Below are 13,871 nucleotides of genomic sequence, written 5' to 3'. Positions count from 1 at the left end.
CATGAGGGAGGCGGGATGCGCTTGGGCACACAGCCTGGAATAATACCGAAACATTACACGCAAATTTCATACCTGTAATGAATCGCCGGCCCGCACGCATGTCATGCTTCTTGCCGTTTTTTCGTCCGGACTTTCCCGACAGGGTCATGCACCGGGTTTCGCCCCCGCGTCGTCTATCTGACGGCGCGTCAGGGCCAATTCCTCCAGCAGGTCATCGGCGTAACGGTGCGACGTTTCCTTTTCGAGACGGGCGATCGTCACCGCGCAGCGGTGCGCGTCCCTGGGCGTTGCGAGATAGACCTTGATGGACGCGCCCGTGGTGAAGGCTTCGAACAGGGGCAGGCGTATATCGTCGGGAAGCGGACGCGCGGTCCACTGATAGGGTTTGCCCATGTGCACCAGTTGCGGGGGCAGCACGCGTTCCTTCCTGGACGCGGGGATGAGGCCATACACACGGGCGGCATCCCCGATCTGCTCGGATGAGAAGAGTTCATCGGGGCTGATGTCGAATTGTGCGATATGGGCTTCGATCGCCTGCATCGCCAGGGCGCGATCGTCCCTTTTTTTCTGCGCTCGCGCGACGATATCGCGGAGTTCGTCCGCTTCCTCGGAGGTGATCGTGAAGCTGGACTGTTTCTGTTGAAGGTCGGCGAAGCGCTGGAATTCGGGGTCGGACAGGAGTTTTGCCATGGAATCGATCGCCGCAGGCATCGCGGAAGGCACACGCGATGCCTGCTGTTTTTGAAAGGGCCTGTATTCTACCGCGTCTTGCCGGGCCAGCCGTCGACACGGCGGCACGAGAACGCCCGACGGCGGATCGCAAGGTCAGCGGGACGGCGGGGTCCGCCGGAATAATTTGGCACAAGCCTTGCTAGGTTAAACTGGTCGCTGGTGATGCGCCAAACCGATTACTTGAAAACAGGTCAGTTCGATGAAACTCCGCGTTGGTTACGATCTGGTATATGAGTGCCCTCAGCCGACTCCGATGATACTGATGCTGAACACGCATTATTCGCATGTCGATGATGTGATCGTTCCGGACTGGCTGGTCGTCGATCCACCCGTGCCGGTCAGCCGCTATCACGACGCGTTCGGCAACCTGTGCAGTCGCCTGGTGGCGCCGGCGGGCCGCCTGGCGCTGTCCACCCGGGCGTTGCTCGAGGTGCCGGGGGAAATGGAAGTGCCGGAGGCGGACGGTACGCAGCACCCGGTCGAAGCGTTGCCCGACCCGTGCCTGCAATTCCTGCTGGGCAGCCGCTACTGCGAAACGGACCTGCTGTCCAACGACGCGTGGAACATGTTCGGCAACACGCCACCGGGGCGGCCGCGCGTGCAGGCTATTTGCGACTTCGTGCACAAGCACATTAAGTTCGACTACATGTGCGCGCGACCGACGCGGACCGCACATCAGGCCTTCCAGGAAGGCGTGGGCGTCTGCCGGGACTACGCGCATCTGGCGGTGGCGCTTTGCCGCGCGCTGAACATCCCGGCACGCTATTGCACCGGCTACATCAGCGACGTCAACCTCCCGCCACCGTACGCCGCGCAGGATTTCTGCGCCTGGTTCCAGGCCTATCTCGGCGGCTCGTGGCAGAACTTCGACCCCCGCAACAATGCGCCGCGCACCGGGCGCGTGCTGATGGCCTACGGTCGCGATGCGGCGGATGTGGCGCTGACCAACACCTTCGGTCCCAATCTTTTGACGAAATTCGCAGTGATCTGCGCTCCGGAATAGTCCGGCCGTACGACTCTCCGCGATCCCGTTTGCGACAGCCTCCAACCCTGGAGGCTGTCGCCGTTTCAGCCGTCGCGCCTCCCTCTCGAAATAACGTCATGGTTGCACTGTCAGCTATTTGTATGGAATAATATGTGAATAATAATCATTCTCATCAATTGTGCGATTTTCCCTATCCTGCCGGTTTGCTACGGCTGCTGCTGTAACGATTTTTCCTGCCGCCTCGTTTGCCCAAGCCGCCGTCGCGATTCCCGGGAGCGAAGCAGCCGCCACCCCGCCGCCGGTTTCGGCGGCATTGCCGGCGGTCAGCGTCGTCGCCACGCCCACCGACGACGCGGCATTCCATGCCGCCTCCCCGCCTGGCGTCCTGAAATCCGCGACGCCGCTGAGCGAGACGCCGCAATCCGTGACGGTCGTCACGCGCGCCGTGATGGACGACGAACAAAACCTCAGCCTCGCGGACGCGCTGTATAACGTTCCGGGTGTCGTCGCCAACACCTATGGCCGCCGCGGCTGGGACGATTTCATCATCCGCGGGGAAACGGCATCGAACGCCATTTTTCTCGACGGATTGCGCACGGCCGCGAACAGCCGCGTCGCCGAACAGCTGTTCGACATGGAACAGGTCGAGGTGTTGAAGGGCCCGGCGTCCCTGCTGTCCGGCTTCGTATTGCCGGGCGGCGTCGTCAACATGGTGAGCAAGCGGCCCCTCGATTACACGTTCGCCAACGTCGACACGACGGTCGGCAGTCACGCGTTGTACCAGGCCAGCGTCGACATGGGCACGCCGCTTTCCGCGAACGGCAAGGCCGCGTTCCGGGTCAGCGCACTGGCGATGAACGCGCATGACGAGACCGATTACGTCTGGTCGAAGAGCCGTTCGATCGCCCCCAGTTTATCGCTCGATTTCGGGCCGCGAACCGATTTCACGATTCTGACGAGCTACCAGGAAAGGACCTACATCCGGCAGCAAGGCTTGCCGCTGAAAGGCTCGGTGTTGCCCAATGCCAATGGCGCGATTTCCCGCAGTACGTTTACCGGCGAACCCGGCGAGCAACCCTACGACGGCAACGAGGCGCGAGTCGGTTACGCGTTCACGCACCGCTTCGACTCCGGCTGGACGGTCAACCAGAATTTCCGCTGGCAGCGGTACACGATGGGCGGCGTGCTGGTGGCGAATGGCACGCTCGCCGCCAACGGGCGAACGCTCAGTCGCACCGCCACCGATCAGACCTGGTCCGGAAACAGCGAGTCGATCGACACGAACGTTCAGAAGACCTTTCATACCGCGTTCGGCGATCATCAATTCATCGCCGGCACCGACTACTCGCGCGACAACGAGGAACTCACGCAATACACCTGCACGGTCGGTACGCTCAACGTCTATGCACCCGTGTACGGCAGCGCGATCAAATGCGGATCGACGCCGAAAACCCGCACTTCCACGACGATTCGGGATCTGGGGTTCTACCTGCGTGACCAGATCGCGCTGGGTCCGAAGTGGCGGATTCTCGCGGGCCTGCGCTACGACCGCGCCGACACCGACAGCCTCGACCAACTGGGAGGCGCCTATTCGACGGTTCCCGCGAGCGCCGTGACCGGATCGGCCGCGGTCATGTACGAACTCTGGACCGGCGTGCGGCCGTACGTGAGCTATGCCAGCTCGTTCTACCCCAATGCGGGCACCGATATCGACGGCCAGCCGTTCAAGGCGGAGAAAGGGCGGCAATGGGAGGCCGGCGTCAAGTTCGGGCAGGACACGAGCGCGAGTACCGTGACCCTGGCGGTATTCGATCTGCGGCGCAAGAACGTTCTCGAAACCAATCCGGTCGACGACGACTACAGCATTGCCGTCGGCGAGGAGCGCTCGCGGGGCGTCGAGCTGGGTTTCACGTCGGACCTGACCCGGCAACTCAGCGTCACCGGCGGATACGCCTATACGAATGCGGTCATTCTCGACGATGGCGGCCAGAGTCCCTCCACCAATGGCGAACGCCTCGACAACGTCCCGCGCCATAGTTTCACCTTGTACACGCGCTACCGCTTTCCGGGAAGCTGGCACCGGTGGGAAGTCAACGGCGGCATTCGTGGACAGAACAGCGCCTATGCCTACGGCTACATGATTCCCGGATATGCCGTGTCGAATCTGGGGGTGGCCTATCACGCGAACCGCTGGCATGCCGCGCTGCGCGTGGGGAATGTCTTCAACAGACACTACTACACGGGCGGCCTCAAGGCGGCGGTCGCGCTGGGCGACGATCGTTCGGTGATGCTGACTGCCGGCTTTCAATACTGAGTGCCGTACGCCGTGGCGCGAGTCCCGCACCCCGTTTTCATCGCTGGCCGCAACACGCGCAAACCTTCGTCACCGGCGATGCGGCCCTCCCGCATGCCGCGCGTCACGCGCTGCGCGTACACCATGGCGATCCTCGCGCCGAACCCCATGAAGCGCGGTTCGACGCCAGGAATGGGTCCGCCCGGACCATGTCGTCAGCGATTCCGATTATCGCCTCAAGGTCGATGCCGAAGTGCCGATAAAAAGGAACGACGGGCGCGACTTTCGTCATTCGACCCTGACGCTCCGATCTGACGCTCCGATGCGTGGCATCCCAAACAATGCGTTCATCCCGCTGCGCCGAAGCCATCGCGGGCACCGCGGAAATCGCAGGCGACTTGGATGTGTACGCCGTACGGCAATGCCCTTGAAAAGACCAGAAAACCGAGTGCATCGGGAAGGATGACCGCGATGTTTCATAAAAAGGCACCGCTATGTTCGCTCGACCAATGCACGATAAACCAGGCGTATCGCTGTTTCCAAACCGCGGTCGGTGCGTTGCCGCAAGGCCTGTGTCTTTACGACGAAAAAAACCGGCTGCGGCTGTGGAATGAAAAATTTTCAAAACTCTACGAATTGAGTGGTCGCCTGTATGCAGGCATGCATCTCGATGAAGTCATCGACCTGACGGTGAACGCCGGTAAATACGGCAACAGGGCAAGGGCGGATATCGTCAATGACAGGCATGCGTTCATCGAGAAAAGGATGCAGGCGCGCTTCGACCAGTCACTGGACACCGGAACCATCGTCGAGATCATCCACGTTCCGCTCGAAGACGGCGGCTGGGTGGCAACGTTCGAAGATGTCACGATTCTGAGATCCACGGAACAGCAACTCGTCCACCTCGCGAATCACGACCAACTGACCGGATTGGCGAATCGCCGGAAATTCACCGATGTCGCCAACCGCCTCATCGAGGAACCGAGCAGGTCCGCGACAACGCTTGTCCTGATCGATCTCGACGGCTTCAAAGCCGTCAACGACTCGATGGGACATGCCGCGGGTGATCTACTGCTGAAGGAAGTGGCGCAGCGCCTGCGTCTGGCGGCAGCGGACGCATGTTTGATCGCGCGTCTGGGCGGCGACGAGTTCGCGCTGTTGTTTGAATCGTCAATCGCCGATAACGGCCGCTTCTCTCGCGCATGCGATATCGTCAGCGTAGTGGTGGGCAAGACGAAGATCGGTGCGACCGAGATAAACATCGACGCCAGTTTTGGCGTGGCGACCGTCGGTGATGTGACGAACGTCGATGCGCTGGTCGCCGAGGCGGACACGGCGCTTTACGACCATAAACGGCGCAAGCGCGCGCAACGATAGGGGCCACGCCGGGCGGGATCTTCCGCGGAACCGAGCGCCGGCATCGACAATCGCCCGGATATCCGAAAACGAAACGTCGAAATTAAATATCTCAATTTATTATACGAACGTCCGTTTACAACCATTAGCTATGCCAAGCGCATCGGACGGAAAAAGGGAAGCGACGCCGTTTGATCTTCTGACGGAATATTTTCGCCATGCTCCAACTCCAGCGATCGCGCGGCGGCGTACAGGACCTTGGCATCACGGAAAAAATAGTCGATCTTCTCTATCAGGACCACCATGCTCGCTTCGTTGACACTACGAAAAAAGTTGTTTTTCCCATTATTGGTGTGCTGTCTCGCGCTCATCATCCAGGCATCCGTGGGTGCGTGGCAATTGCGGAGTTCACAGCTTGCCGCGCGCAAGCTGGGTCTGTCCAACGTGATCGATATGTCGCTGAGTATCGCGGGTCATTACGCACAACTCGCGACCGACGGAAAAATCTCGCTTGACGAAGCAAAAGCCCGCGCCAGGGATGCCGTCGGTGCGTTGCGCTTCGGCGAATCCGGCTACGTCACCAGCGTGCGCGCAGACTCGGTGGTCATCGACAACCCGATGAGTCCGAAGTTCAATGGCAAGGACATGAGTCAATTCAAGGATGCGCACGGCAAGCTCATGTACCAGGGCATCTCGGCGATCGGCTCGTCGCCGTCCGGAAGAGGCTATCTGGAATACTGGTGGCCCAGACCGCAGGCGACCAAGGCCAGTCCCAAAATCGGTTACGTGGCGCGCTACACGCCCTGGGGATGGGACTTCATCGCGGGCGAGTACATGGACGACATCGACGCCGACTTTTACGCCGGCCTCATGAATGCCGCCCTGATATTGGCGATACTGGGCGCGATCGTCGCCGTGCTCGCCGTGAGCGTGGCGAACGACATCTACCGTTCCATCGGCGGAGAGCCGGGCGACGCCGCCAGCGTCGCCTCGCGCATTGCCGCCGGCAATCTGGAGACGGAGGTCGTCGTCAAAAAGGGCGACGGGTCCAGCCTGCTTTATTCGCTGTACGTGATGCGCAACCGGCTGGCCGATACCATTTCCCATATCAAACTCGCCGCCGGATCGATCGAACTGGCATCCGCCGAGATCGCCACGGGCAACCAGGACCTTGCGCGACGTACCGAGCAACAGGCATCGGTGCTCCAGCAAACCACCGCGAGCATGGGCGAGTTGGCCGATACCGTGGAACGCAATGCCGCCAATGCAGCCAGGGCCGCCGATGTGGCCAAGCATGCGTCCGAGGCGGCGCAGCATGGCGGCAGCGTGATAACGGACGCCGTGAGCACCATGCACGCCATCACCGAAAGTTCGAAACGTATCGCCGATATCACCGGCGTGATCGATGGAATCGCATTCCAGACCAATATTCTCGCGCTCAACGCGGCGGTCGAGGCCGCGCGCGCGGGGGAGGAGGGGCGGGGTTTCGCGGTTGTCGCTGGCGAGGTCCGTCATTTGTCGCAACGCACCGCATCGGCCGCGAAGGAGATCAAGGGGCTGATAGACGCCTCGGTGAGCCAGATCGACAGCGGCTCGACCCTGGTCGAGCGTTGCGGCGCGACGATGGCGGAGGTGGTGGACGCCGTGGGCGCCGTGACGGATATCATGGTGGATATTGCCAGCGCGTCCCGTAGCCAGAGTGCCGGCATCACGGAAGTGAACCAGGCCGTGCGCCGCATCGACGAGGTCACCCAATCCAATGCCGCGCTGGTCGAGGAAGCGGCGGCCGCGGCGCAATCCCTGGACGATCAGGCGAAGCGGCTCGGCAGTACCGTGGCGGTGTTCAAGACGCCGGACACGATGGCAATCGCGTAGTGGACGCCGCGCTCCCCGTCGTCAAACGCCGCCGATCCGGTTCGACGTGATCCGCTCGACGCCGCACGCCTGCATGCGCGACCACGCGAGGGTCATCGAACCCTGGATATCGATGCCGCGCGTGGCGTCCTCGATCACGACTGCCGCGAAACCGAATTTGCGCGCGTCCATCGCGGTCCAGGCCACGCAGTAATCCGTGGCGAGTCCGACGATGTACACCGTATCGATGTCGCGTTCGCGCAGATAGCCGGTCAGCCCGGTACCGGTGCGATGATCCGCTTCCTCGAACGCCGAATAACTGTCGATCTCACGCCGGTAGCCCTTGCGGATCACGAGTTGCGCGGTGGGCAGGTCGAGGTCGGCGTGCAATGCGGCGTCTTCGCTGCCCTGGATGCAATGGTCCGGCCAGAGCACCTGGGGACCATACGCCACCTCGATGGTGTCGAACGGCTGCTTGCCGGCGTGACTGCTTGCGAACGAAACATGCCCCGCCGGATGCCAGTCCTGCGTGATCACGATGTTGCGGAAGGCCGGCGCGAGCCGGTTGATGACGGGCACGACTTCATCGCCGTTGGGGACGGCGAGATTGCCGCCCGGCGCAAAGCCGTTCTGCACGTCGACGGCGATCAGCGCGCAACGCGTGTCCGGGGTGCTTACTTTCATCTTGCATTCCTGTGGTCGATTTCGATGGGGACAGGCGATGGGGTGCGACGCTTCGCGGGTGGGGTCAATCGCCGAAATCCAGTTCCGCCTCGATGCGCTGCCCCGTTGCCAGATGCGCGCCGACGCCGGCCGTCACCACGCCGTTCCAGCCGAAGGTCACCGCGTCGCCGACGCGGGCGTCGCGCCGATAGGTTGCCAGCGTGTCCGTCGGTTCGTTCGGCCAAAGGGGATCGCGCGCCGCGGTTCGCTGATCGATCGTCGGCATGGGACATCGCGAACAGGGTGCCACGAGGCGGATCCCGACGTCGGCGCCGGGCGCGCGGATCGTGAGATCGGTGATGTGATCTTCCTCGTACGCTTCCCAGCCATCAACGATCAGGTTCGGCCGAAAACGGTCCATCGGTATCATGGGGGCGCCCTTGCGCGACAGGCGCGCGTTCAGGTCGTCGAGCGAGGCGACGCTCGTCACCAGCAGCGGAAAGCCGTCGGCGAAATGAAACGGCGCCGGTGCGCCGACGTGCCACGAGGAGGCGACCCGGCGCTCGACGCGCGGGTCGAAACGCAGCAGACGCGCGGGCATGCCGAGGAAGTCCGAGAACCAGGCGGCGCAGGCGGGGCCCGTGTCGAGCGCCCGAAGCGCGGCCTGCCATACCTGGGTCGCCACGCTTGCCGAGGCGTCGGGGTCGGTTACCTCCAGCGGCGTGCGCAGTTCGCCCATGCCCGGCGCCCAGACCCGCAGATCCGGCGCGTCGAACGCGGTGCGGACCAGGGCGAGCCGCGGCACGGTGCGCTGCGTCAGCATCGTGCCCGCGGCGTCGACCACCATCCAGGTGCGGTCGTAGGCCAGGCCGGTACGCCATACCGGCGCGTCGGACAGGACGATGCCGGCGCAAGACTTGATCGGGTAGACGTGGAGGCCGGCGAGGACGGGCATGGGGGCGGAGGCGAGGGGGAGAACACGATCAGTGTATAGGATGGCGGCGGGAATGCGGACCTCCCCACCCGCGAGCCGGCGACTCCCATCCAACGCCCTTCACTCGACCGTCACCGATTTCGCCAGGTTGCGCGGCTTGTCGATATCCGTGCCGCGGGCAAGCGCCGCATGAAACGCCAGCAGCTGCATCGGGATCGTGTGCAGGATGGGCGAGAGCAGACCATGATGTTCGGTGAGACGGATGACCTCGATGGCGGGGCCCGACATGATGCGGCAGTCGATGTCGGCGAACACATACAGTTTCCCGCTGCGGGCGCTGACCTCGTGCATGTTCGACTTGAGTTTTTCCAGCAGACGATCGTTGGGCGCGACGGCCACCACCGGCATCTCGTCGCTCACCAGCGCGAGCGGGCCGTGCTTCAACTCCCCGGCGGCATAGGCCTCGGCATGGATGTACGCGATTTCCTTCATCTTCAACGCACCTTCCATCGCAATCGGATAATGCATGCCGCGCCCGAGAAACAGGATGTCCTGCCTGCGTGTCAATTGCTCCGCCCACGCGACGATCTGTGGTTCCAGCGCCAGCACCCGGGTCATCGCGTCGGGCAGATGCCGCAGCGCGAGCAGGTGCCGCTGCTCGTCCTGTTCGGACAGACGGCGGCGGCACTGCGCCAGCGTCAACGCGAGCAGAAACAGCGCCACGAGCTGGGTCGTGAAGGCCTTGGTCGAGGCCACGCCTATTTCCACGCCGGCACGCGTGAAGAAGGTCAGCGAACATTCGCGTGCCAGCGCGCTGGTCGGAACATTGCATATCGCCAGGGTGTGGTGCATGCCTTGTCGCTTCGCCACCTGCAACGCACCGAGCACGTCCGCCGTTTCGCCGCTTTGCGAAACGGCGACAACCAGCGTTTTCGCGTTCGGCACGCCATCCCGATAACGGTACTCGCTGGCGATCTCGACGCTCACGGGAAGCCGGGCGAGACTTTCGATCCAGTATTTCGCCGTCAACGCGGCGTGGTAGCTGCCGCCGCATGCGAGGAGGAGCACGGAATCCACCGCGTTCAGGACGCGCCACCCGTTGTCTCCGAACAGTTCGGGCATGATCGATGTGACGTCCTGCAAGGTATCGACTACCGCACGCGGCTGTTCGAAGATCTCCTTCTGCATGTAATAGCGGTACGGGCCCAGGTCCGCCGCACCGCCATGCAGGGCGACCGTATGGACCGGGCGTTCCACGCGGTGGCCTTCCGCGTCGACGATCCAGTGGCGATAAAGCTGGACATCGACGACATCGCCATTTTCCAGATACACGATCCGATCGGTGACGTTGGACAAGGCGATGGCGTCGGAGGCCAGGCAATGCTCGCCCTCGCCGACCCCGACGACAAGCGGCATCCCGTCGCGGGCCCCCACGAGACGATGCGGTTCGTCGCGACACAGCACGGCGATGGCGTAACTTCCCTCCAGTTGCCCGACGGCTTCCCGCACCGCCTCGAAGAGATCGCCGTCGTACAGATGATCGATCAGGTGGGCGATGACTTCGCTATCGGTCTGACTGGAAAACACGTACCCGTATCGTTCCAGCATCGTGCGCAATGTTTCGTGATTCTCGATGATGCCATTATGGGAAAGGGCGATGCGGGGAACGTCGGCGTTTGGCGAAAAATGCGGATGGGCGTTTTCGGCGATGGGCTTGCCGTGCGTCGCCCAACGGGTATGCGCGATGCCGGCGTAAGCCGGCGCGCCCAGGCAGGTGATGTCGTCCTGCAATTTCGCGACACGCTCGACGCAGCGGGCGCGCAGCAGCCGCCGGTCGTGATGGAACGCGACGCCGCATGAATCGTAGCCGCGATACTCCAGGCGCCTGAGGCCATCGATCAAAATGGGCAGGACATCGCGTTGCGCGACTGCGCCGACAATTCCACACATGGCATTTCTCCGCGCCTGGGCTTGATGGGAAAGCGTGAGACGATGGTAACGGGCGGGTTATGAAATTAATCTTCATTTTTCCGGGTAATTTGGAATTTGACGACATCATTTATTTATGATGAAATTTAATTTCATACGGGATGAGACGCGCCGCGGAGAAAGGATGCCGGGAATTTATTTGGACGAACTGGATATGAGAATTCTCGGCATACTGCAATGCGATTCATCGCTTTCCAATCTCGAATTGGCCGCACGCGTCCATGCGTCGCCGGCCACTTGCCTGCGCCGGGTCCGCGGCCTCAGGAAAGCGGGCGTGATTCAACGGGAGATTGCGGTCCTCGATGCCGCCAGGCTGGGCCGGACGCTGACGGCGATCGTCGAGGTCAGTCTCGACCGGCAAAGCATGGAGGACCTGGGCGCGTTCGAATCCTACATTTGCGCTGAGCGCGCCGTGACGCAGTGCTATCGCGTTTCGCCAGGCCCTGATTTCGTGCTCGTCGTCGAGATGACGGACATGAACGAATACGACGAACTTGCACGGCGGCTGTTCAAAAGCGCCACGAATGTCCGCAACGTACGAACGTTTTTTTCCACCCATCGTGCAAAATTCGAAGCCAATGCAGGCGTTCGGGCGGCGGTATGTAAGTAGAGCGCGCTAGCTGTGCGTTCAACGGGTGCATCGCGGACCTGCTGGCGCAATGGCATGCGCTGCATCCGTTTATGTCACGATCGCTCAGAAAAATACCACATGCACGCGCTATCTTCGTACCTGTCGACAGCCTCGGCGATGCTGATCACCGCGCCGTGGACCTTTCTGTCGAGTTGGCCGGTATCGAGAATTCAATACCGGTATCTGGCGGCGGCATTCGCTGTTTTCGCCTTGAGTGTTTTTCTCCTTTCCCTTCCTTTCGTTTTTCCCGTGCTGTACCTGGGCCATGTCAATTGGAGCGGCAAGCTGTTCAGCATCGTCGGTGTCTACACGATCATTCTGTCCCGGAAACGCAGCGATCCGGCGCGCGAATTCATGACGTTCAGGCAGAAAGAAGGGACCCTCTGGCAAAGCCTTGGCATCGTTCTTTTGTTGCTGCTGTTTTCCGTCGCTGTTTCGCTATTGGATAGCGAGGGCGGTCGACCGCCGACCGATCGGGCGCTGCTCGCGTACGAAGCCACATTACCCGGGATCGACGAAGAGGCCGTTTTTCGCGCCGCCTTTCTCAGGTACGTACTCGCGGCGGCAGACGGGAAGCCATGCGGGAAGGGGGGGCGGGCGTTCTGGAGGGTAGCGGGGCCCATATCGGCCAGCGCGATGCTGTTCGGTCTGGTTCATGCACTGCATGTCGACGCCGCGTTGCACATGCACTTCGACATCGCCACTCTCGCGATTGCCGGAACGGTCGGCGCGGGCCTGGCACTCTTGACGGTGAATAGCGGTTCGATTCTCCTTCCGGTGATCGCGCATAATCTGGCGAACCTCGTGGCGACGCTTGTTTAATGCGGACTCCGGCGGTCCGGTGCGACGAAGGTCGGTTTGGTGTAGGCGAGGGTGAAGCCCGCACGCTCTGCGTTTCGCGCGCTGCCGTTATGCGGCCGGGCGGTAAGCGTCGCAAGCACACATCCCATGTCGCGTGCCTGCTGCAAGCGCGCGTGCAGCAAAGCGGCTTGAACGCCTCGTTTTCTGAATTCGGGCAGCGTTCCCGCGATATACAGGTGAGCCGTTTTGCCGAGGGATGTATCGAAAATAGCCATCGCGGCGCTGCCGGCGGGCGCGCCGTCGATGTCGAGCATGCGCAAGATCGTGTCTAACCGATGCGCCGCGTTGCGCGCAAGGATCTCTGCCAATGCGACCGACCTCCCCGTGTCGACATGCGAAAACGCGGCAACCGATGTCTTTATCCATTGCGCCCTGGCTTCTTCGCCATCGACGAGGCGCGCCGCGAACCCATTCGGCATGGCCGGTGTCGCGGGCAGCGCGGCCAGCGTCAACGCATAGCTGTTGGAAAAGGCGTTGACGGTATAGCACCGGCGTGCCAGCACCGCGAGGCAGTCCGGTTTCACATGAGGGCACAGGTCGAACTCAGCCCGTAGTCCGATCGCTTCGTACTGTCGCTCCAGACGAGCGATCCGGTCATGATCGAACGGGGACAGCATTCCCGCACCGGCGACGTGATTCAGCTTTCGGCCGTAACGTGTTTCCGTAAGCATCGCGGTCCCGCCGGCGATATCGATCGAAACGGCTTTCTGGCCAGGGTAAAGATGCGCATGGGTGGCGGCTTGCCGGGCGAGGTGACACGCATCCATCTCTTCCATGGCGAGTGCCGTGTCGAATGTGGTTATTTGCACGATGTCAATGTGAAGGTCGTCCCGCTCAAACGAAGCGCGCCGGCGAACGCCCATCGCTCGCCAGCAACCCGTACAACGCGCTGTCCGATACTTCGCCGCCAACCCGCCAGCGCTCGCGCAGCAGTCCTTCACGAATGAAGCCAAGCCGTTCGAGAAGACGCGCCGAAGCGGTATTGCGTGGATCGATATCCGCTTCGATTCTGTGCAGATGCAGGGTGTCGAACGCGTGCGTGAGCAGTGCCGAAGCGGCCTCATGCATGTAGCCTTGCCCCCAATGCAGGCGTTGCAGGCAAAAACCGATCTCTGCGTGCCGGTTGGGCACGTCCATACGGCTCAACGCGCAGTCGCCCATCACTTCGCCGGTGGTCCGCAACACCAGCACGCAAATGAGATGCTGTTGGTCGGCCGCGGCGTTCGATTGGCGCGCGATGCGATCCACCGCCTGATCCAGCGAATGCATCGCCGGAAACGAAAAATAGCGCATCGCCTCCACGTCCGACCAGATGGCGAACAGCGCCTGCGCATCGTCGTCCTGCAACGGACGGAGAGTCAAACGGGGCGTTTCGAGCGTGACCGGCTTGAATGGTGGCATGGAGAGTCTGGAAGCAACGGGCAAATCCCGGAAAAAACCAGGGGTCAAACCGCTGTTGATCGAGCCGCGCGGTACCGTCAATACCGGCGATGGCGCCATGGATGAGCGGACGGTCGAGAACGACCGGTGGATTCGACGCTGTTCTCGATAACGTCGAAGATCGCCATGCCGT

General features: G+C 62.1%; 15 protein-coding genes. 7 read left to right on the top strand and 8 right to left on the bottom strand.

The annotated features are described in order from the left end of the window. Nucleotides 1-144 precede the first annotated feature (144 nt). A complete protein-coding gene (locus OVY01_RS02365) occupies nt 145-690 on the bottom strand; it encodes a hypothetical protein (RefSeq protein WP_267847639.1) in 546 nt (181 codons plus the stop codon). Between the two features lie 241 nt (nt 691-931). Here OVY01_RS02365 and OVY01_RS02360 point away from each other — a divergent pair, with 241 nt between their 5' ends. Next, entirely contained in the window at nt 932-1,735 is an 804-nt protein-coding gene (locus OVY01_RS02360; RefSeq protein ID WP_267845357.1) for a transglutaminase-like domain-containing protein, read from the top strand. A gap of 114 nt (nt 1,736-1,849) precedes the next feature. Here the strand turns inward: OVY01_RS02360 and OVY01_RS02355 are convergent, their stop codons facing one another. Then, the gene (locus OVY01_RS02355; RefSeq protein ID WP_267845355.1) at nt 1,850-2,155 is read right to left on the bottom strand and encodes a hypothetical protein; all 306 of its coding nucleotides are present in this window, start codon (nt 2,153-2,155) and stop codon (nt 1,850-1,852) included. Between the two features lie 10 nt (nt 2,156-2,165). On the opposite strand from OVY01_RS02355, the gene OVY01_RS02350 reads away from it, so the two are divergent. Both OVY01_RS02350 and OVY01_RS02345 read left to right on the top strand, forming a co-directional pair. Then, the gene (locus OVY01_RS02350; protein WP_267845353.1) at nt 2,166-4,031 is read left to right on the top strand and encodes a TonB-dependent siderophore receptor; all 1,866 of its coding nucleotides are present in this window, start codon (nt 2,166-2,168) and stop codon (nt 4,029-4,031) included. 450 nt (nt 4,032-4,481) lie between these two features. Then, entirely contained in the window at nt 4,482-5,387 is a 906-nt protein-coding gene (locus tag OVY01_RS02345; RefSeq protein ID WP_267845351.1) for a sensor domain-containing diguanylate cyclase, read from the top strand. 128 nt (nt 5,388-5,515) lie between these two features. Here OVY01_RS02345 and OVY01_RS02340 read toward each other — a convergent pair whose 3' ends face one another. Next, nucleotides 5,516-5,737 (bottom strand): hypothetical protein, encoded by a 222-nt coding sequence (locus OVY01_RS02340; protein WP_267847762.1) that lies wholly within the window; start codon nt 5,735-5,737, stop codon nt 5,516-5,518. On the opposite strand from OVY01_RS02340, the gene OVY01_RS02335 reads away from it, so the two are divergent. After that, entirely contained in the window at nt 5,670-7,241 is a 1,572-nt protein-coding gene (locus OVY01_RS02335) for a methyl-accepting chemotaxis protein (protein ID WP_267845349.1), read from the top strand. The two genes, OVY01_RS02340 and OVY01_RS02335, sit on opposite strands and share 68 nt — an antisense overlap. Before the next feature lie 21 nt (nt 7,242-7,262). Here OVY01_RS02335 and pncA read toward each other — a convergent pair whose 3' ends face one another. The 3 genes from pncA to glmS form a co-directional block, all read right to left on the bottom strand. Beyond that, a complete protein-coding gene (gene pncA, locus OVY01_RS02330) occupies nt 7,263-7,904 on the bottom strand; it encodes a bifunctional nicotinamidase/pyrazinamidase (protein WP_267845347.1) in 642 nt (213 codons plus the stop codon). A gap of 64 nt (nt 7,905-7,968) precedes the next feature. Next, nucleotides 7,969-8,838, bottom strand: coding sequence for an MOSC domain-containing protein (locus OVY01_RS02325; protein WP_267845346.1), 870 nt, complete (start codon nt 8,836-8,838; stop codon nt 7,969-7,971). A gap of 99 nt (nt 8,839-8,937) precedes the next feature. Beyond that, entirely contained in the window at nt 8,938-10,767 is a 1,830-nt protein-coding gene (glmS, locus tag OVY01_RS02320) for a glutamine--fructose-6-phosphate transaminase (isomerizing) (RefSeq protein ID WP_267845345.1), read from the bottom strand. Nucleotides 10,768-10,930: 163 nt separating this feature from the next. Here glmS and OVY01_RS02315 point away from each other — a divergent pair, with 163 nt between their 5' ends. Continuing rightward, nucleotides 10,931-11,416 carry an Lrp/AsnC family transcriptional regulator gene (locus OVY01_RS02315; RefSeq protein ID WP_267847638.1) on the top strand — a complete coding sequence of 162 codons (486 nt, stop codon included), beginning with the start codon at nt 10,931-10,933 and terminating at the stop codon, nt 11,414-11,416. Between the two features lie 138 nt (nt 11,417-11,554). Then, the gene (locus OVY01_RS02310) at nt 11,555-12,259 is read left to right on the top strand and encodes a CPBP family intramembrane glutamic endopeptidase (RefSeq protein ID WP_267845344.1); all 705 of its coding nucleotides are present in this window, start codon (nt 11,555-11,557) and stop codon (nt 12,257-12,259) included. On the opposite strand, the gene OVY01_RS02305 is transcribed toward OVY01_RS02310, so the two are convergent. Further along, complete coding sequence (locus OVY01_RS02305) at nt 12,256-13,074, bottom strand: GNAT family N-acetyltransferase (RefSeq protein WP_267845342.1); 819 nt, start codon at nt 13,072-13,074, stop codon at nt 12,256-12,258. The two genes, OVY01_RS02310 and OVY01_RS02305, sit on opposite strands and share 4 nt — an antisense overlap. Before the next feature lie 58 nt (nt 13,075-13,132). Next, nucleotides 13,133-13,699, bottom strand: a complete 567-nt coding sequence (locus OVY01_RS02300) for a GNAT family N-acetyltransferase (protein WP_267845341.1) — start codon at nt 13,697-13,699, stop codon at nt 13,133-13,135. On the opposite strand from OVY01_RS02300, the gene OVY01_RS02295 reads away from it, so the two are divergent. After that, complete coding sequence (locus tag OVY01_RS02295) at nt 13,698-13,850, top strand: hypothetical protein (RefSeq protein ID WP_267847761.1); 153 nt, start codon at nt 13,698-13,700, stop codon at nt 13,848-13,850. The genes OVY01_RS02300 and OVY01_RS02295 overlap by 2 nt on opposite strands. Nucleotides 13,851-13,871 lie beyond the last annotated feature (21 nt).

The organism is Robbsia betulipollinis (genome assembly GCF_026624755.1).
In the GTDB taxonomy this organism is placed as follows: Bacteria; Pseudomonadota; Gammaproteobacteria; order Burkholderiales; family Burkholderiaceae; genus Robbsia; species Robbsia betulipollinis.
This window is presented reverse-complemented; position numbering and strand designations above follow the sequence as displayed.